Origin of the sequence: Kosakonia sp. S57, from assembly GCF_016516575.1 — a bacterium.
Lineage (GTDB): Bacteria > Pseudomonadota > Gammaproteobacteria > Enterobacterales > Enterobacteriaceae > Kosakonia > Kosakonia cowanii.
The window spans coordinates 84,746-104,497 of record NZ_JACVUL010000014.1 but is presented as its reverse complement, the minus strand read 5'-3'; the positions used below and the strand labels follow the sequence as shown (position 1 = coordinate 104,497).

16 protein-coding genes and 2 tRNA genes are annotated in these 19,752 nt (G+C 54.5%); 2 read left to right on the top strand and 16 right to left on the bottom strand.

Translation table 11 applies throughout. The features are described from left to right. Positions 1 to 80 precede the first annotated feature (80 nt). Positions 81 to 1,088, top strand: a complete 1,008-nt coding sequence (locus IAE48_RS14860) for a luciferase-like monooxygenase (protein WP_200134831.1) — start codon at positions 81 to 83, stop codon at positions 1,086 to 1,088. 223 nt (positions 1,089 to 1,311) lie between these two features. Here IAE48_RS14860 and mtr read toward each other — a convergent pair whose 3' ends face one another. The 12 genes from mtr to IAE48_RS14800 form a co-directional block, all read right to left on the bottom strand. Further along, on the bottom strand, positions 1,312 to 2,556 hold the full coding sequence (gene mtr / locus IAE48_RS14855; protein WP_094422233.1) for a tryptophan permease: 1,245 nt from the start codon (positions 2,554 to 2,556) through the stop codon (positions 1,312 to 1,314). 140 nt (positions 2,557 to 2,696) lie between these two features. Next, a complete protein-coding gene (locus IAE48_RS14850) occupies positions 2,697 to 4,601 on the bottom strand; it encodes a DEAD/DEAH family ATP-dependent RNA helicase (protein ID WP_094422235.1) in 1,905 nt (634 codons plus the stop codon). After that, positions 4,594 to 4,674 carry a protein YrbN gene (yrbN, locus tag IAE48_RS24335; protein WP_124971232.1) on the bottom strand — a complete coding sequence of 27 codons (81 nt, stop codon included), beginning with the start codon at positions 4,672 to 4,674 and terminating at the stop codon, positions 4,594 to 4,596. The genes IAE48_RS14850 and yrbN overlap by 8 nt, the downstream gene beginning before the upstream one ends. 109 nt (positions 4,675 to 4,783) lie before the next feature. After that, positions 4,784 to 5,668 carry a lipoprotein NlpI gene (nlpI, locus tag IAE48_RS14840; protein WP_023481039.1) on the bottom strand — a complete coding sequence of 295 codons (885 nt, stop codon included), beginning with the start codon at positions 5,666 to 5,668 and terminating at the stop codon, positions 4,784 to 4,786. Positions 5,669 to 5,777: 109 nt separating this feature from the next. Then, positions 5,778 to 7,913: a polyribonucleotide nucleotidyltransferase gene (gene pnp, locus IAE48_RS14835; RefSeq protein WP_094422237.1), complete on the bottom strand. Its 2,136-nt coding sequence runs from the start codon at positions 7,911 to 7,913 to the stop codon at positions 5,778 to 5,780. A 244-nt stretch (positions 7,914 to 8,157) separates the two neighbouring features. Next, entirely contained in the window at positions 8,158 to 8,427 is a 270-nt protein-coding gene (gene rpsO / locus IAE48_RS14830; RefSeq protein ID WP_017457357.1) for a 30S ribosomal protein S15, read from the bottom strand. 145 nt (positions 8,428 to 8,572) lie between these two features. After that, complete coding sequence (gene truB, locus IAE48_RS14825; protein ID WP_200134830.1) at positions 8,573 to 9,520, bottom strand: tRNA pseudouridine(55) synthase TruB; 948 nt, start codon at positions 9,518 to 9,520, stop codon at positions 8,573 to 8,575. After that, on the bottom strand, positions 9,520 to 9,921 hold the full coding sequence (gene rbfA / locus IAE48_RS14820; protein ID WP_023480926.1) for a 30S ribosome-binding factor RbfA: 402 nt from the start codon (positions 9,919 to 9,921) through the stop codon (positions 9,520 to 9,522). Before rbfA ends, truB begins: the two co-directional genes overlap by 1 nt. A gap of 95 nt (positions 9,922 to 10,016) precedes the next feature. Continuing rightward, a complete protein-coding gene (gene infB / locus IAE48_RS14815) occupies positions 10,017 to 12,731 on the bottom strand; it encodes a translation initiation factor IF-2 (RefSeq protein WP_023480825.1) in 2,715 nt (904 codons plus the stop codon). A gap of 24 nt (positions 12,732 to 12,755) precedes the next feature. Beyond that, positions 12,756 to 14,243, bottom strand: a complete 1,488-nt coding sequence (gene nusA, locus IAE48_RS14810; protein ID WP_023480893.1) for a transcription termination factor NusA — start codon at positions 14,241 to 14,243, stop codon at positions 12,756 to 12,758. A gap of 28 nt (positions 14,244 to 14,271) precedes the next feature. Further along, positions 14,272 to 14,724 carry a ribosome maturation factor RimP gene (gene rimP / locus IAE48_RS14805; protein WP_017457352.1) on the bottom strand — a complete coding sequence of 151 codons (453 nt, stop codon included), beginning with the start codon at positions 14,722 to 14,724 and terminating at the stop codon, positions 14,272 to 14,274. Between the two features lie 209 nt (positions 14,725 to 14,933). Next, positions 14,934 to 15,010 (bottom strand) — tRNA-Met (locus IAE48_RS14800). Between the two features lie 377 nt (positions 15,011 to 15,387). Here IAE48_RS14800 and argG point away from each other — a divergent pair. After that, positions 15,388 to 16,734, top strand: coding sequence for an argininosuccinate synthase (argG, locus tag IAE48_RS14795; RefSeq protein WP_200134829.1), 1,347 nt, complete (start codon positions 15,388 to 15,390; stop codon positions 16,732 to 16,734). A gap of 129 nt (positions 16,735 to 16,863) precedes the next feature. On the opposite strand, the gene IAE48_RS14790 is transcribed toward argG, so the two are convergent. The 4 genes from IAE48_RS14790 to folP form a co-directional block, all read right to left on the bottom strand. Beyond that, a tRNA-Leu gene (locus IAE48_RS14790) sits at positions 16,864 to 16,950 on the bottom strand. A 20-nt stretch (positions 16,951 to 16,970) separates the two neighbouring features. After that, the gene (gene secG, locus IAE48_RS14785) at positions 16,971 to 17,303 is read right to left on the bottom strand and encodes a preprotein translocase subunit SecG (RefSeq protein ID WP_054802976.1); all 333 of its coding nucleotides are present in this window, start codon (positions 17,301 to 17,303) and stop codon (positions 16,971 to 16,973) included. A gap of 226 nt (positions 17,304 to 17,529) precedes the next feature. Next, positions 17,530 to 18,867 (bottom strand): phosphoglucosamine mutase, encoded by a 1,338-nt coding sequence (gene glmM / locus IAE48_RS14780; RefSeq protein ID WP_200134828.1) that lies wholly within the window; start codon positions 18,865 to 18,867, stop codon positions 17,530 to 17,532. Next, positions 18,860 to 19,708: a dihydropteroate synthase gene (gene folP, locus IAE48_RS14775; protein WP_128482035.1), complete on the bottom strand. Its 849-nt coding sequence runs from the start codon at positions 19,706 to 19,708 to the stop codon at positions 18,860 to 18,862. The genes glmM and folP overlap by 8 nt, the downstream gene beginning before the upstream one ends. Positions 19,709 to 19,752 lie beyond the last annotated feature (44 nt).

The window sequence follows — 19,752 nt, the reverse complement described above, 5'->3', positions numbered from 1 at the left end:
TCTGGCCTGACGCGGCTCCTTGCGCCAGGCTGGAAGAAGACCTTCAATCTGATGACGATGCTGTAGCAAAGTGAGTGTTTATGTCTGAGAAAACCGTTGCGTTTTCGGTGCTGGATTTAGCGCCGATTCCACAAAACTCAAGCGCGCGTGACGCGTTTACCCATTCCCTCGATCTGGCGAAGCTGGCAGAGAAGCGCGGTTACGATCGCTTCTGGCTGGCGGAGCACCACAATATGACCGGGATCGCCAGTGCGGCGACGTCGGTATTGATCGGTTACCTGGCGGCGAATACGCAAACCCTGCGTCTCGGCTCTGGCGGCGTGATGCTGCCGAACCACGCTCCGCTGGTGATTGCCGAGCAGTTCGGTACGCTGAATACGCTCTATCCGGGACGTATCGATCTCGGGCTTGGTCGTGCGCCGGGCAGCGATCAGCGCACCATGATGGCGCTGCGCCGCCATATGAGCGGCGATGTTGATAATTTCCCGCGCGATGTGAAGGAGCTGGTCGACTGGTTTGACGCCAACGATCCGAACCCGCACGTGCGCCCGGTGCCGGGCTACGGCGAGAAGATCCCGGTGTGGCTGTTAGGCTCCAGCCTTTACAGTGCGCAGCTCGCCGCCCAATTGGGTCTGCCGTTTGCCTTCGCCTCACACTTTGCGCCGGATATGCTGTTCCAGGCGCTGCATCTTTATCGCACCCAATTCAAGCCCTCGGCGCGGCTGGAAAAACCCTATGCGATGGTGTGCATCAATATTGTCGCCGCCGACAGCAACCGCGATGCGGAGTATCTCTTTACCTCGATGCAGCAGGCGTTTGTGAAGCTGCGCCGGGGTGAGACGAGCCAGCTGCCGCCGCCGATTGAGAATATGGATAACTTCTGGTCGCCGTCTGAAAAGTATGGCGTGCAGCAGGCGCTGAGCATGTCGCTGGTGGGTGATAAAGCGAAAGTGCGCCACGGTCTTGAGTCGATCCTGCGGGAAACCGAGGCGGATGAGATTATGGTTAACGGGCAGATTTTCGATCACCAGGCGCGGCTGCACTCGTTTGAGCTGGCGATGCAGGTGAAAGAGGCGTTGTTCGGTTAGAACGTTGCCCGGCTTTTGTGCCGGATGGCGCTGACGCTTATCCGGCCTACGGGGATGGTGCGGTGTTTATGCCGGATGGTGCTGCGCTTATCCGGCCTACGGGATCGTGCGGTCTTTATGCCGGATGGCGCTGACGCTTATCCGGCCTACGGGATCGTGCGGTGTTTATGCCGGATGGCGCTGGCGCTTATCCGGCCTACATAATTGTGCAGGCCGGGTTTGATCAGTGATAGACCGGCAGCAGGTTAAAGCTCGATAACAGGTGCACCACCGCGTTGCCTGCGCCGAAAAGCAGGATCAGAACAATCATCGGTTTACCGCCCCAGACGCGAAACGCCGGGCTGCCGAAGCGTTTACGTGACGCATTCGCCAGCAGCGCTGGCACAATCGCTGCCCAGATAGTGGCGGCTAAACCCGCATAACCAATGGCGTATAAAAAGCCGTTCGGCCACAGCAGACCACCAATAATCGGCGGCAGGAATGTCAGCAGCGCGGTCTTAAAACGCCCCAGCGGCGCGTCGTCAAACTTAAAGAGATCGGCCAGGTAATCAAACAGCCCCAGCGTCACGCCGAGGAAAGAGCTGGCAACGGCAAAGTTAGAGAAGATCACCAGCAGCAGATCGAGGCTACGGCTGTTCAGCACCCCGCTCAACGCCTGCACCAGCACATCGATATTGCCGCCTTTAGCCGCGATATCGATAAACGCCGGACGGGCAATATTCCCCATCGTCACCAGTAACCAAATCACATACAGCCCAAGCGCCAGCAGCGTGCCGTAGACCAGGCAGCGGGTAATCACGCGCGGATCCTTGCCGTAATATTTCATCAGGCTCGGCACGTTGCCGTGGTAGCCGAAAGAGGCGAGACAGAACGGCAACGTCATCAGCAGGTAGGGCGTGTAAGAGGCATCACCCTGCGCCACGTTAAACAGCGTTGCCGGCTGCACATGCCCGAGCAGGCTGCCGAAGGTGAGGAAGAAGGTGATCACTTTGGCACCCAGCACAATCGCCGTCATGCGGCTGACTGCGTGGGTTGAGAGCCAGACGATAAACGCTACCAGCAGCGCAAACCCCAGCCCGGCCAGGCGCGGCGGCACATCCAGCGACATTTCCGCAAAGGTGTGGTGCAGGATCGAGCCGCTCGCCGAGATGTAGGCGTAGGTCAGGATATAGAGCACAAAGGCGATAGAGAGGCCGTTAATCAGGTTCCACCCTTTGCCCAGCAGATCTTTGGTAATGGTGTCGAAGCTCGCGCCGCTGCGGTAGTTGAGGTTGGCTTCCAGAATCATCAGGCCCGAGTGCAGCATGCAGAACCAGGTAAACACCAGTGCCAGAAGCGACCAGAAGAACCACGCACCGGACATTACTACCGGCAGGGAAAACATGCCTGCGCCAATAATTGTGCCGCCGATAATCACCACTCCGCCGAATAGCGAAGGGGAAGCCTGGGTGGTTGTCAGTGTCGACATCTGAAACGTTCTCCTGTAATGGCGTATGCCGAAAGTAAAGCCGATGCATTGTACCAGTACAGGAGTACATTGCGGATAAAAAAAGCCCCAATCGTTTCGATCGGGGCTGTATCTATTACTTTACGTTTGAAGCGTAAGGTTTACGCGTCACGACGACGGGTCGTGCCTTCTTCGCGGCGCGGGCCGCGATTTTCACGACGCTCACCGCTGAAACGGCCTGCACCAGCCGGTGCTGCACCATCACGACGCGGACCGCGACCACCTTCACGACGCTCGCCGCCGCCGAAGCTACGACGCTCACCGCCGCCAGGACGGCGTTCGCTGCGCTCACGCGGCTGTGCATCGCCCAGCAGCTGCATATTCATCGGTTTGTTGAGAATACGCGTGCGGGTAAAGTGCTGCAGAACCTCGCCCGGCATGCCTTTCGGCAGCTCGATGGTTGAGTGAGAACCGAACAGCTTGATGTTGCCGATGTAGCGGCTGCTGATGTCGCCTTCGTTGGCGATTGCGCCAACGATATGACGAACTTCAACACCGTCATCACGGCCCACTTCAATACGGTACAGTTCCATATCACCAACATCGCGACGCTCACGACGCGGACGGTCTTCACCGGCACGTTCGGTACGCGGACCACGATCATTGCGGTCGTTACGATCGCCACGGCGTTCGAAACGCTCATCACGCTCGCGGAACTCACGCTTAGGACGCATCGGTGCATCCGGCGGCAGGATCAGCGGACGTTCGCCCTGTGCCATTTTCAGCAGTGCGGCAGCCAGCGTTTCGATATCCATCTCTTCTTCAGAAGAGGGCTGGATTTTCGCCAGCAGCGCGCGGTACTGGTCCAGATCGCTGCTTTCCAGCTGCTGCTGTACTTTCGCGGCGAATTTTTCCAGACGGCGAGTGCCCAGCAGTTCTGCGTTCGGCAGCTCTACTTCCGGAATGGTCAGCTTCATCGTACGTTCGATGTTGCGCAGCAGACGACGTTCGCGGTTCTCAACGAACAGCAGGGCGCGGCCAGCACGACCCGCACGACCGGTACGGCCGATACGGTGAACGTAAGACTCGGAGTCCATCGGGATGTCGTAGTTAACAACCAGGCTGATGCGCTCAACGTCCAGGCCACGGGCCGCAACGTCGGTTGCAATCAGGATGTCCAGACGACCATCTTTCAGACGCTCCAGAGTCTGCTCACGCAGAGCCTGGTTCATGTCACCGTTCAGCGCGGCGCTGTTATAACCGTTGCGCTCCAGCGCTTCAGCCACTTCCAGGGTCGCGTTTTTGGTGCGCACGAAGATGATCGCGGCATCAAAATCTTCTGCTTCAAGGAAGCGAACCAGCGCTTCATTTTTACGCATGCCGTAGACAGACCAGTAGCTCTGGCTGATGTCCGGGCGAGTTGTCACGCTGGACTGAATGCGCACTTCCTGCGGCTCTTTCATAAAGCGGCGGGTAATGCGACGGATCGCTTCCGGCATGGTGGCGGAGAACAGAGCGGTCTGATGACCTTCCGGGATCTGCGCCATGATAGTTTCTACGTCTTCGATAAAGCCCATGCGCAGCATTTCGTCGGCTTCATCCAGCACCAGACCGCTCAGTTTGGAGAGATCCAGGGTGCCGCGTTTCAGGTGATCCAGCAGGCGTCCCGGCGTACCGACAACGATCTGCGGGCCCTGACGCAGGGCGCGTAATTGCACGTCATAACGCTGGCCGCCGTAAAGAGCAACCACGTTCACGCCATGCATGTGTTTAGAGAAATCGGTCATCGCTTCAGCTACCTGAACCGCCAGTTCGCGGGTCGGAGCAAGCACGAGGATCTGCGGCGCACGCAGGTCCGGATCGATGTTATGGAGCAGCGGAAGAGAAAACGCTGCGGTTTTCCCGCTACCAGTCTGGGCCATGCCCAGCACGTCACGACCGTTCAGCAGGTGCGGAATGCACTCAGCCTGGATCGGAGATGGTTTTTCGTAACCGAGATCGTTAAGGGCTTCAAGGATAGGAGCCTTCAGGCCCAGATCTGCAAAAGTGGTTTCGAATTCAGCCATGTAGTACAAGTGCCTCTATGTCATTGGCGGCCAGTCTACATAACTCATCGTGAAAATATTTGGCAATTTTCATTGAAAAGTGTGAACCGGCTCAAAGTAGGTGTATTGACGAACAACAACGCCCTCACCAGTTAAGGTGATGGCAATCAAAAAAGATTACGGGCTGATGTTTATGTCGTCAGCTATTGCTGGTCCGATTCTGCCAGGTCGTCTTGCTCCTGGCCCAAGAGCGATAATTCCAACAATGCATAACGGTGCTCAACGAAGTTGTGGACGTTGTTAGCAACCGCTAATTTGAACAGTGCCGTAGCGCTGTCCTTATCCCCCAGACTTAGGTAGTACTTACCTAAATAGAAGTTGGTTTCACTGAGATGCTCAGCGAGCGAGGTGTTATCCGTTGCGTCCGCCTTCAGGCGATCCATTAGCTCAGATTCGCTAATGTCACCGAGGTAGAACTCGACAATATTCCATCCCCATTGCTCCTTGTCCGATTTTTCGAAGCGCTGTTTCAGTGCTTCTTTCGCCTTGTGCTCATCGAGCTTCCGCTCAACGATGTAAAGCCACAGGCTACGGAAAGGATCATTAGGATCGTCTTGATAAAACGCCAGCAGATCATCTTGCGCTAACTTATCACGACCGCCATAGTGCAGAGCGATGCCGCGGTTTAAGTGCGCGTAGTTGTAAGTTGGATCAAGCTCAAGTACAGAATCAAACGCTTCATAGGCAGCATCAAAATTGCCTGCCTGCGTTAAATAAATGCCTAAGTAATTGAATACTTCAGGCATATCGGGTCGGATGGCCAGCGCTTGTGAAAAATCATTCCGCGCCAACGCCCTCAAACCGAGACTATCATACAATACTCCGCGCTCATATAAAAGCTGTGCGCGTTCATCATCGGATAAAGCCCGACTGGCAAGAATTTGTTCCATGCGTGCCAGAATCACTTCTTGCTGCAAAGTCGGTTGCAATGGCACCGCGAGGACTTCGCTCTTACGCCAGGCAGAGTTGCTGCATCCTGCCAGCGTTAGAGCTGTCGCAACGAAACACCAGCGCAAAAAAGGCTTCATTTCCTACTCCCGAAGACAACAATTGGATGAACGTCCTGTCCCCCGGCTGCAAACATGGCGTCCTGCCTGAGAATAAGCCCTCCGCCTGCGCGGAGGGCAAAGGCAAACCTTACTCGCCCAGTTCTGCTTGCGGCGCTTCTGACGCTTCAACAGGCTGAGTTTGTTCAGTTGCTTCTTTAATGCTTAGACGAATACGGCCCTGGCGGTCAACTTCCAGAACTTTCACCGGTACTTCCTGACCCATCTGCAGGTAGTCGGTCACTTTCTCTACGCGCTTATCGGCGATCTGAGAAATGTGCACCAGGCCCTCTTTACCGCCACCGATGGCAACAAACGCACCAAAGTCGACGATACGGGTGACTTTACCGTTGTAGATACGGCCCACTTCGATCTCTGCGGTGATCTCTTCGATACGACGAATCGCGAATTTCGCTTTGTCGCCGTCGGTTGCCGCGATTTTCACGGTACCGTCATCTTCGATTTCGATGGTCGTGCCGGTCTCTTCGGTCAGGGCACGGATAACGGAGCCGCCTTTACCGATAACGTCTTTGATCTTGTCCGGGTTGATCTTGATGGTGTGGATACGCGGTGCGAACTCAGAGATATCACCACGCGGCGCGTTAATCGCCTGCTCCATCACGCCGAGGATATGCAGACGTGCACCTTTCGCCTGGTTCAGCGCAACCTGCATGATCTCTTTGGTGATGCCTTCGATTTTGATATCCATCTGCAGCGCAGAGATACCGTCGCGGGAACCGGCCACTTTAAAGTCCATGTCGCCCAGGTGATCTTCATCGCCGAGGATGTCAGACAGAACGACAAAGTTATCGCCCTCTTTCACCAGGCCCATTGCGATACCGGCAACTGCGGCTTTCACCGGTACGCCTGCATCCATCAGTGCCAGCGATGCGCCGCACACGGAAGCCATGGAAGAAGAACCGTTGGATTCGGTGATTTCAGAAACCACACGCACGGTGTACGGGAATTTATCAGCTTCCGGCATAACAGCCAGCACGCCGCGTTTCGCCAGACGACCGTGACCAATTTCACGGCGCTTCGGCGAACCGACCATACCAGTCTCACCTACGGAGTACGGAGGGAAGTTGTAGTGGAACAGGAAGCTGTCAGTGCGCTCGCCCATCAGTTCGTCGATGTTCTGCGCGTCACGTGCGGTACCCAGGGTTGCTGTTACCAGCGCCTGCGTTTCACCACGGGTAAAGAGTGCGGAGCCGTGAGTACGCGGCAGAACGCCGGTACGAACGTCCAGACCACGGATCATATCTTTTTCGCGGCCATCGATACGCGGTTCGCCTGCCAGTACGCGGCTACGAACAACGTTTTTCTCGATAGCGTGCAGGATTTCGCCCAGCTCGTTAGCGTCCAGGGACTCATCTTCTGCAACCAGCGTCGCGATGGTTTCAGATTTGATCACGTCAACCTGAGCGTAACGCTCCTGTTTGTCGGTGATGCGGTAAGCATCGCTCAGACGAGATTCTGCCAACGCTGCAACGCGCGCGTTCAGCGCTTCGTCGACCACTTCCGGCTGCCAGTCCCAGCGCGGTTTACCCGCTTCTTTCACCAGATCGTTGATGTTCTGAATAACAATCTGCTGCTGCTCGTGGCCATAAACGACCGCGCCCAGCATCTGATCTTCGCTCAGCAGTTCTGCTTCGGATTCAACCATCAGCACAGCAGCTTCGGTACCGGCAACAACCAGATCCAGTTTGCTGGATTTCAGCTCTTCCTGAGTCGGGTTCAGAACATACTGGTCGTTGATGTAACCAACGCGCGCAGAGCCGATCGGGCCGTTGAACGGAATACCAGAGAGAGAAAGTGCAGCAGAAGCACCAATCATCGCCACGATATCCGGGTTAACCTGCGGGTTAACGGAAACCACGGTCGCGATAACCTGGACTTCGTTGACGAAACCTTCCGGGAACAGCGGGCGAACCGGGCGGTCAATCAGACGCGCGATCAGGGTTTCGCCTTCGCTTGGACGGCCTTCACGACGGAAGAAGCCACCCGGGATTTTACCGGCAGCGTAAGTACGCTCCTGGTAGTTGACGGTCAGTGGGAAAAAGTCCTGACCCGGTTTTGCTTTTTTCTGGCCAACAACGGTAACGAATACCGCGGTGTCGTCCATGCTTACCATCACGGCAGCAGTTGCCTGACGGGCCATCATGCCGGTTTCCAGCGTGACGGTGTGTTGACCATATTGGAATTTACGAATGATCGGATTCAGCAAAATTCTATCCTTTCTTAATGAACATCAGCACACCCAGGGCGTGCTGATAATTAAACCGGACCTTCTTGCATCCTCGCGACTAATGACAACCTTAACCCGCCCATTGCGGATAAAGCCTCTCATTAGCCGCGCGAACCTCTGCAATGAAGATCATACCTGGCAACAATACATCAGTTTAGTGCCAATTGCTGCCGCCTGGTTGAAAAAAGGGGCCGTAAAGGCCCCTTCTTGAAACTCGCCAGACTTAGCGACGCAGACCCAGACGCTCGATCAGCGCGGTGTAGCGTGCAACGTCTTTACGTTTCAGATAGTCGAGCAGTTTACGACGCTGAGAAACCATACGCAGCAGACCACGACGGCTGTGGTGATCTTTTTTGTGCTCTGCAAAGTGACCCTGCAGGTGGTTAATCTGAGCAGTCAGCAGTGCAACCTGAACTTCGGTAGAACCGCTGTCGTTAGAACCACGACCAAACTCGGAAACGATTTTTGCTTTAGCTTCAACGCTTAGAGACATTTTCAACTCCAGTGATATAAGAATGACAGGGTGCCGATCTCTAATTCAGCTCCCCCAGGTTTAACGCCGGGTATGTTAAATACATAGCCCGGCGTTAAGCGGCAATATTCTACTCGTAGTCGGGCATTCCCGCAAGGTAAGCCCGTCAGTCAGCAGGATACTCAACAACCAGACGACGCGGCGCAACTCGCCCCTGATCATCAATTTCGCCCATGCCGATAAACTTGCCCTCTTCGCCTTCCGTCACGCGGACCAGCCCTTCGGCCGGCGTAGTGGAAGCGCGCACCGGCTGGCCGTTTTTGAAATAGGCAGCAACCACGGTGGGGATGTTGACAACAGGGAAATCAGACGCCGGGCTATCCATCGGCATCAACAGCGGATCGAGCAGCTCTGCCGCAGGAATTTCCTGCTGCTCGGCCTGCTGGACTAACGCCTGCAACTGCTCAAGCGTCACCATTCGCTCAATCGGGTAGCGGCTTACCGCCAGACGACGCAAATAGATAACATGCGCGCCACAGCCCAGCTTTTCGCCCAGATCGTCAATGATGGTGCGAATGTAAGTCCCTTTTGAGCAGTGGATTTCCAGCTCCAGCTCATCCCCTTCATGGCGGATAAACAGCAGTTCATACACGGTAATCGGGCGCGCTTCACGCGGCACTTCAATACCCTGACGCGCATACTCGTAAAGCTTCTTACCCTGGTACTTCAGGGCCGAGTACATCGACGGGATTTGCTGCGTGTTACCGCGAAAGCTCTCCAGTGCGCTCGCCAGCTCTGCGGCGGTAAAGGTCACCGGGCGCTCTTCAACGACCTGGCCATCGGCATCCGATGTATCAGTGCGTTGACCAAGGCGGGCAATTACCCGGTAGCGCTTATCGGAATCGAGCAGATACTGAGAAAATTTTGTCGCCTCACCGAGGCAGATCGGCAGCATGCCGGTTGCCAGCGGATCCAGCGCGCCGGTATGACCCGCACGGTTGGCGTTATAGAGGCGCTTTACTTTCTGCAGGACATCATTGCTTGATGCGCCCTGCTGCTTATCCAGCAGCAGTACGCCATGCACGTCGCGACCGCGACGACGAGGACGACTCATCAGTCCTCCTTGCTGTCGTCCGGGTTCACACGACGTTCATCATCGTGCTTCACCACGCTGGTGACCAGGTTGGACATGCGCATCCCTTCAACCAGCGAGTTGTCGTAGAAGAATGTCAGTTCCGGCACGATACGCAGACGCATCGCTTTCCCCAGCAGGGAGCGGATAAAACCGGAAGCGTCATGCAGGGCTTTAATGCCCGCTTTGATCGACTCTTCATCTTTGTCATTCAGGAAGGTCACGAACACTTTGGCATACGCCAGATCGCGGGAGACTTCGACACCGGATACGGTGGTCATCATGCCCAGGCGCGGATCTTTGATTTCACGCTGCAGGATAGTGGCAATCTCTTTTTGCAACTCCTGAGCGACGCGCTGCGGGCGACCAAATTCTTTCGCCATATTACTTCTCCAGACTAAAAAGGGGCCGTAGCCCCTTTAGATATCTCTTGCCGGGTGGCGCTTTGCTCCCGGCCTACGTTGCGCTAATGCGTCGATTATTCGATAGAGCGCTTGATTTCGATAATTTCGAAGACTTCGATCATATCGCCGGTACGTACGTCATTGTAGTTCTTAACGCCGATACCACACTCCATGCCGTTACGGACTTCGTTAACGTCATCTTTGAAGCGGCGCAGGGATTCCAGCTCGCCTTCGTAGATAACCACGTTGTCGCGCAGGACGCGGATCGGGTTGTGACGTTTGACGACGCCTTCGGTAACCATACAGCCAGCAACCGCGCCGAATTTCGGCGATTTGAACACATCGCGCACTTCAGCCAGACCGATGATCTGCTGTTTCAGCTCAGGTGAGAGCATACCGCTCATCGCCGCTTTCACTTCGTCGATCAGGTTATAGATGACGGAGTAGTAACGCAGATCCAGACCTTCCGCTTCGATCACGCGACGCGCAGAGGCATCGGCACGAACGTTGAAGCCAACCAGGATAGCGTTGGACGCAGCTGCAAGCGTGGCGTCGGTTTCGGTGATACCACCTACGCCAGAGCCAACAATCTTCACTTTCACTTCTTCAGTAGAGAGTTTCAGCAGCGAGTCGGAGATCGCTTCCACGGAGCCCTGAACGTCAGCTTTCAGCACGATGTTCACTTCGTGCACTTCGCCTTCGGTCATGTTAGCAAACATGTTCTCCAGCTTAGATTTCTGCTGGCGAGCCAGTTTAACTTCGCGGAATTTGCCCTGACGATAGAGCGCAACTTCACGCGCTTTCTTCTCGTCACGTACCACGGTAGCTTCATCACCCGCCGCCGGAACACCGGAGAGGCCAAGGATTTCTACCGGAATGGACGGACCCGCTTCGGTCACTTCACGACCCAGCTCGTCACGCATCGCACGGACACGGCCATATTCGAAGCCGCAGAGTACGATGTCGCCTTTATGCAGCGTACCTTCACGCACCAGGACGGAAGCTACCGGACCACGACCTTTATCAAGGAAGGATTCGATAACAACACCGCTCGCCATGCCGTTACGGACAGCGTGCAGTTCCAGAACTTCGGCCTGCAGCAGGATTGCATCCAGCAGGTCGTCGATACCGGTACCGGCTTTCGCGGAGACGTGTACGAACTGGCTTTCGCCGCCCCACTCTTCCGGAATGATCCCGTACTGAGAGAGTTCGTTTTTAACGCGATCCGGATCGGCTTCCGGCTTATCGATTTTGTTCACTGCAACAACTACCGGCACTTTCGCCGCTTTCGCGTGCTGAATAGCTTCGATAGTCTGCGGCATCACGCCATCGTCTGCTGCGACAACCAGAACAACGATATCCGTTGCCTGAGCACCACGGGCACGCATTGCGGTAAACGCGGCGTGGCCTGGGGTATCCAGGAAGGTGATCATGCCGTTGTCGGTTTCGACGTGGTAAGCACCGATGTGCTGGGTAATGCCGCCCGCTTCAGCGGATGCCACTTTCGTTGAACGAATGTAGTCCAGCAGCGAGGTTTTACCGTGGTCAACGTGACCCATAATGGTCACAACCGGCGCGCGCGGTTCAACCGCTGCCCCTGTGTCACGGTCACTCATTACCGCTTCTTCCAGCTCGTTTTCACGACGCAGGATAACTTTGTGGCCCATCTCTTCCGCAACCAGCTGTGCGGTTTCCTGGTCGATGACCTGGTTGATGGTTGCCATCGCGCCCAGTTTCATCATCGCTTTGATGACCTGAGAGCCTTTAACTGCCATTTTGTTAGCCAGCTCGCCGACGGTCAGGGTTTCACCGATCACAACGTCACGGTTAACGGCCTGGGCCGGTTTATTGAAGCCCTGCTGCAGTGCAGAACCTTTACGCTGACGGCCGCCTTTACCACCGCGAACCGCGGCACGCGCTTCTTCACGGTCAGCTTTGCTTTCAGAGTGCTTGTTGCCTTTCTTCGGACGCGGGGCTTTAGCGGTACGGGTACGGCCGCGGCCACCTTCGACTTCACGATCGTTATCATCTTCAGCCTGACGTGCATGCTGGGAGGTGGTGACGTGATAATCGCCGGTCGTCTCTTCTTCTTCGCCTGGCGTTGCCGTCCAGGTTGCTTCGTTCTGTTCTGCCATTCGACGGGCTTCTTCCGCTACGCGACGTGCATTTTCTTCCAGTTTACGACGAGCCTCTTCTTCCGCTTTACGCTTAAGTTCCTGCGCTTCGGATTCACGACGGGCTTTTTCCGTCTGGGCTGCCCTGGTCACTTCGTCAGTTTGATGGTTGCTCACTTTGCTATTTTCCGCAGCTTCGCGTTTCGTGCTTTCGGCATTTTCACGTTTAGCTTTTTCTTCAGCTTCACGTTTCAGACGCACTTCGGCTTCACGCTTGGCTTTTTCCTCGGCTTCTCGCTCAGCGGCTTCCTCTGCTTCACGACGGGCCTTCTCCTCCGCTTCACGCATCGCCTCTTCTTCCGCAGCGAGACGTTCAGCCTCTTGTGGATCGCGTTTTACAAAGGTGCGCTTTTTACGGACTTCGATCTGCACCGATTTACTTTTCCCACCGGTGCCCTGAATATTTAATGTGCTGCGCGTTTTGCGCTGCAACGTCAGCTTATCAGGCGCAGAACCGTGTTCACGGTTCAGATGCGCTAACAGCGTCTGTTTTTCCTGCGCCGTCACTGAATCATCAGCAGACTTGCGGATCCCTGCATCAGCAAATTGCTGTACCAGGCGGTCCACAGAGGTTTGAATCTCAGCGGCCAGCGTTTTTACGGTTACATCTGTCATGCTGTTCCTTCCTGCTACAGTTTATTACGCTTCGTCACCAAACCAGCAAATATTACGCGCGGCCATGATGAGCTCACCGGCTTTGTCGGCAGTTAACCCTTCGATATCGCTCAGGTCATCCACACCTTGCTCAGCGAGGTCTTCCAGCGTACAAACACCACGAGCAGCCAGTTTGAAAGCCAGTGCACGATCCAGACCGTCCAGGTTCAGCAGGTCTTCAGCCGGTTCTTTATTCCCCAGGCTTTCTTCCTGCGCCAGCGCCAGAGTAGTCAGTGCGCTTTTCGCACGATCACGCAGCGCTTCGACGGTGTCTTCATCCAGGCCATCGATTTCCAGCAGCTCTTTGATTGGCACATAGGCCAGTTCTTCCAGCGTTGAGAAACCCTCTTCGACCAGAACAGTGGCGAAATCTTCGTCAATGTCCAGATAACGGGTGAAGGTATCAATCGCTGCGTGAGCCTCAGCCTGATGCTTGGACTGCAGATCTTCAACGGTCATAACGTTGAGTTCCCAGCCGCTCAGCTGAGACGCGAGACGCACGTTCTGACCGTTACGGCCAATCGCCTGCGCCAGGTTGCCCGCTTCGACAGCGATATCCATGGTGTGCTTATCTTCATCCACCACGATAGAAGCAACATCAGCCGGTGCCATTGCGTTGATAACGAACTGGGCCGGGTTGTCGTCCCACAGTACGATATCGATACGTTCGCCGCCGAGTTCGGTAGAAACGGCCTGAACGCGGGCACCACGCATACCAACGCATGCCCCAACCGGGTCAATACGCTTGTCGTTGGTTTTCACCGCAATTTTGGCGCGAGAACCCGGATCGCGGGCTGCGGCTTTAATCTCGATAACTTCTTCGCCGATTTCTGGTACTTCAATGCGGAACAGTTCGATCAGCATTTCCGGCTTGGAACGCGTAACGAACAGCTGCGCACCGCGCGCTTCTGGGCGCACTGCGTACAGCACGCCGCGAATGCGGTCGCCCGGACGGAAGTTTTCACGCGGCAGCATATCTTCGCGCAGGATCACGGCTTCAGCGTTACTGCCCAGATCCAGCGTGATGTTGTCGCGGTTCACTTTTTTCACCACGCCGGTGATGATTTCACCTTCGTGTTCGCGGAACTGATCGACAACCATTGCGCGCTCTGCTTCACGTACTTTCTGTACGATAACCTGCTTCGCGGTTTGGGTGGTGATACGGTCAAACGTCACGGATTCAATCTGATCTTCAACGTAATCGTCGAGGTTCAGGCTCTCATCTTCGTAACGTGCCGCTTCGAGAGTGATTTCACGCGTCGGCTGCGTCACTTCTTCAACGATTAGCCAGCGACGGAATGTGTCGAAATCACCGCTTTTACGATCGATGCTTACACGCACATCAATCTCTTGCTCATATTTTTTCTTGGTTGCTGTAGCCAGAGCACTTTCCAGCGCTTCAAAGATTTTTTCACGCGGAAGCGACTTTTCGTTAGAAACAGCTTCAACAACAGCCAAAATTTCTTTGTTCATTGGGGGCCTTTCACCTCAATCCAGACTGTTAAAAGTGGGGGACCAGGTTCGCTTTTTGAATATTGCTCAAGGCGAACACTTCATCTTTACCTTCGACCGTAACGGTGATCATTTCGCCATCGACATCTTTAATGATGCCCTGCCACTTACGACGGTTCTGCACCGCCATCCGCAGCACCAGCGAAACTTCGTCGCCCTTAAAGCGCGCGTAGTGCTCAGCCGTAAACAAAGGTCGCTCAAGACCTGGTGAGGAAACTTCCAGGTTATACGCAACGGTAATGGGATCTTCGACATCCAGTACCGCACTGACCTGGTGGCTGACATCAGCGCAATCATCAACATTGATGCCATCTTCACTATCAATATAGATGCGCAGCGTAGATGTGCGACCACGCACAAATTCGATACCGACCAGTTCGTAGCCCAGTGCTTCAACCGGCGCCGTAATCATCTCTGTTAATTTTTGCTCTAATGTGGACAAGTCCACCCCCAAGACATAAAAAAAGGGCATATAGCCCAGTTATTTCGTACTCAGATAACAAAAAACCCCGATAAATCGGGGCTTTAAATAACTGAACCCTATAGCCGCAACTGCGGCCTGGATAACCTTCCGGAAGAACTCTTTTCAAATCCCGCTAAAGAAGGCGTTAAGTCTTCACAGTATATTTGAAAAAGAACACTAAGGGAAAGTGGTTGCGGGGGCCGGATTTGAACCGACGACCTTCGGGTTATGAGCCCGACGAGCTACCAGGCTGCTCCACCCCGCGCCTGAAACGTGGCAAATTTTACTCGATTGAGCGTCAACTTGCAAATAATGCTGGGATTTGGTACCGAAGACGGGACGTAAAACCGGCTTGCAGTATATTGAAAAACATCGCGTTGTGTCAACCGCTCATCTATAGCATCACGTGCTTCGCCGTTGTTGCATATTATTAAGAGAGTTTTTATGCACAGATGCCGCTTTTTCTTTCAGTTATACAATGAAAATTGCGCTTCTCTCTTCCGGTGTGCGCCAAAAGATGATTAAATGAAAACTCATTTATTTTGCATAACCATTCACTAAAGAAGTAAGAATGAGTGGTGTAAATAGCGTGGCGTGGCTGTTAAGTCTCTCACCATCAGTCTATCAAGCAGGGATTTTTTTATGACAACGATTCTCAAGCATCTTCCCGCAGGTCAACGTATTGGTATTGCTTTTTCAGGCGGTCTGGACACCAGCGCAGCGCTGCTGTGGATGCGTCAGAAAGGCGCAGTTCCTTATGCATATACTGCCAACCTGGGCCAGCCTGACGAGGATGACTATGAGGCGATCCCGCGTCGCGCGAAAGAGTACGGTGCGGAAAATGCTCGCCTGATCGATTGTCGTAAACAGCTGGTCGCTGAGGGCATCGCGGCTATTCAGTGCGGGGCGTTCCATAACACCACCGGCGGTTTAACCTATTTCAATACCACCCCACTCGGTCGTGCGGTAACCGGCACCATGCTGGTTGCGGCTATGAAAGAGGATGGCGTCAACATCTGGGGTGACGGCAGCACCTATAAAGGCAACGATATCGAACGTTTCTATCGTTATGGCCTGCTGACCAATGCTGAGCTGAAGATCTATAAACCATGGCTCGATACTGACTTTATCGACGAACTGGGCGGCCGTCAGGAAATGTCCGAATTCATGACCGCGTCGGGCTTCGACTACAAAATGTCGGCCGAAAAAGCCTACTCGACGGACTCCAATATGCTGGGTGCCACCCACGAAGCGAAGGATCTCGAGTTCCTCAACTCCAGCGTCAAAATCGTTAACCCGATTATGGGCGTGAAATTCTGGGATGAGAGCGTGAAGATCCCGGCTGAGGAAGTTACCGTACGTTTTGAACAGGGCCACCCTGTCGCGCTGAATGGCAAAACCTTCAGCGACGATGTCGAACTGATGATGGAAGCCAACCGTATCGGTGGCCGTCACGGTCTGGGCATGAGCGATCAGATTGAAAACCGTATCATTGAAGCGAAAAGCCGCGGCATCTATGAAGCCCCGGGGATGGCGCTGCTGCATATCGCCTACGAACGTCTGCTGACCGGCATTCATAACGAAGACACTATTGAGCAGTATCATGCTCACGGTCGTCAGCTTGGACGCCTGCTCTATCAGGGTCGCTGGTTTGATCCGCAGGCGCTGATGCTGCGTGATGCGCTGCAACGTTGGGTGGCAAGTGCTATTACTGGCGAAGTGACGCTCGAGCTGCGTCGCGGGAATGACTACTCAATTCTGAATACGGTTTCCGACAATCTGACCTACCAGGCAGAGCGTCTGACCATGGAGAAAGGCGACTCGGTATTCTCACCGGACGATCGTATTGGTCAGCTGACGATGCGTAACCTCGACATCACCGATACTCGCGCCAAGCTGTTCAACTATGTACAGACTGGCCTGATCTCCACCACGTCAGGGAATGGCCTGCCGCAGGTTGAAAACCTGGAGCACAGCGATAAGAAATAATCGCCGCCACTGAAACACAAAAAGCGCCTGCGGGCGCTTTTTTATTGTCGGTTGAGTAGCCAAACTTTTCAGGCACACAAACGACAGACGAAAAAAAAGACATCTTTCGATGTCTTTCTTTCGGAATATTGGTACCGAGGACGGGACTTGAACCCGTAAGCCCTATTGGGCACTACCACCTCAAGGTAGCGTGTCTACCAATTCCACCACCTCGGCACGACTTACTTCTTCACAACTTACTGCGGGATATCGCTGGTCGGCTTCGCCGGCGCTGCTGGCTGAGTCTGTTCACTCTTGGCCGGTGCGCTCAGGTTTTCCCACTCGCTTCCCTTATTGGTTTTATTGCTGTTAATGTTGCCCAGCACAAGGCTAATAATAAAGAACAGTGTTGCCAGCACAGCAGTTGCACGAGTCATGAAGTTACCAGAACCACTTGAACCGAACAGCGTACCGGACGCGCCAGCGCCAAAGGAGGCTCCCATGTCAGCGCCTTTACCTTGCTGCAGCATAATCAGAGCTACAAGAGCCAGAGCCACAATAAGGAAAACTACTAAAAGAGCTTCGTACATAATCAACCTGTTCCTTGCGGGGTTGCCGCAGCCAATGCTTCAAACCAATAACGCGGGATGTTTCATGCTTTCCCACTGAAGCGGGTGTGAATACTAACCAAAGCGAATGACCTTCGCAAGGGCAATTTTGACGCTTTTTATCAAGTGCGGAAAAAAACAGCAAAAGCGTGCATTATGGCGAAGAAAGAGGCAGCAAAAGCTGCCTTTTTAGCCACTTACCGGATCGTTAAACCGCTTTAACCGCATCGGCGATGCGGTTTGCCAGCGCGGTAACTTGCGCTTCATCTTCGCCTTCGACCATCACGCGGATTAATGGCTCAGTGCCGGACTTACGCAACAGCACGCGACCACGGTTCCCCAGCGTCGCTTCAACCTCTGCCATCACGGTTTTAACATTCTCATCTTCCAGCGGATCGCCATTACCAGCGGTAAAGCGGACATTCACCAGAACCTGCGGGAACATTTTCATGCCGCTGCAAAGGTCGTGCAGCGTCATATGGTTACGCACCATTGCCGCGACTACCTGCAACCCGGCAACAATCCCGTCACCCGTGGTGGTTTTATCCAGCAGGATCACATGGCCTGAGTTTTCCGCACCGATGCGCCACCCTTTCTCCTGCATTTTTTCCAGCACGTAGCGGTCGCCCACTTTTGCGCGCGCAAACGGGATGCCCAGTTGCTTAAGCGCCAGTTCGAGGCCCATGTTGCTCATCAGCGTGCCGACGGCACCGCCGCGCAACTGCCCCTGACGCAGGCCTTCACGCGCGATGATATACATAATCTGGTCGCCATCGACTTTATTACCTTCGTGGTCAACCATGATCACGCGATCGCCGTCGCCGTCAAAAGCGATGCCCAGATCCGCTTTTTCTGCCAGAACACGATCTTGCAGCGCTTGCACATCCGTCGCACCACATTTTTCATTGATGTTGACGCCATCCGGATCGCAGCCAATCGCAATAACTTTAGCACCCAGTTCGCGGAAAACATTCGGAGCAATGTGGTATGTCGCGCCATTGGCACAATCCACCACAACCTTCAAGCTGTTGAGGCTTAGCTCATTAGGGAAAGTCGCTTTGCAGAACTCAATATAACGGCCTGCGGCATCGACGATACGGCTCGCTTTACCCAATTCAGCAGAGTCAACACAGGTCAGCTCTTTCTCCATCTCCGCTTCAATCGCCTCTTCAACCGCGTCCGGCAGTTTAGTGCCGTCAATGGAGAAGAACTTGATCCCGTTGTCATAGAACGGGTTATGGGAAGCAGAAATCACAATCCCCGCTTCCGCGCGGAAAGTACGTGTCAGGTAAGCGACAGCAGGGGTCGGCATCGGACCGGTAAAGGAAGCAGAGAGACCGGCTGCGGCCAGCCCGGCTTCCAGTGCCGATTCCAGCATATAGCCCGAGATGCGGGTATCTTTGCCGATAATAATTTTACGTGAGCCGTGACGGGCCAGCACCTTGCCTGCCGCCCAGCCCAGTTTCAGAACGAAATCAGGAGTGATAGGTGCGTCGCCAACACGGCCACGAATGCCATCAGTGCCAAAATATTTACGATTACTCATAGCGTTTATTTTCCTTCGCTGACAGTGTGGCTTCCACCACTCGCATAGCTTCTACCGTTTCTTTTACATCATGGACACGAATAATCTGCGCACCCTGCATTGCAGCAATCACTGCACATGCCAGGCTGCCGCTTAACCGCTCAGTGGGCCCGACATTTAATAACTGGCCGATCATCGTTTTACGCGACATTCCTACCAACAACGGCAAGCCGAAGTGGTGAAACTCGCCTAATCGGGCAAGCAGCGCATAATTGTGGGAGAGATTCTTACCGAAACCGAACCCAGGGTCGAGCAACAATTTTTCTTTTGCGATCCCTGCACGTTCACAGCGCGCAATATTCTCCACAAAAAAGCGGTTTACGTCGGCAAAGACGTCCTCATATTTTGGCGCTTCTTGCATCGTCTTCGGTTGACCCTGCATATGCATCAGGCAGACAGGCAATCCGGTTTGTGCCGCCGCTTCAAGCGCGCCGGGCTCCGTCAAAGAGCGGATATCATTGATGATGTGCGCGCCCGCCCGTGCCGCTTCCCGGATCACTTCAGGCTTCGAGGTATCAACCGAGATCCACACTTCAAAGCGCTGCGCTATCGCTTCCACAACCGGGATAACGCGCGCCAGCTCCTCTTCAACACTCACTTCAGCGGCACCGGGCCGCGTAGATTCACCGCCGATATCCACAATGGTCGCCCCTGCGTTAATCATCAGGTTAGCGTGTTTGACCGCCTCAATCAGCGTGTTGTGGCTGCCGCCGTCAGAAAAGGAGTCCGGCGTGACGTTGAGGATCCCCATCACGTGGGGATGAGACAGCTCAAGTGTGGAGCCCTGGGCATGAAGTTTCATGACTGAAGTCCCTGAAGGTATTACGGTTGAACAGAAAAGAAAAA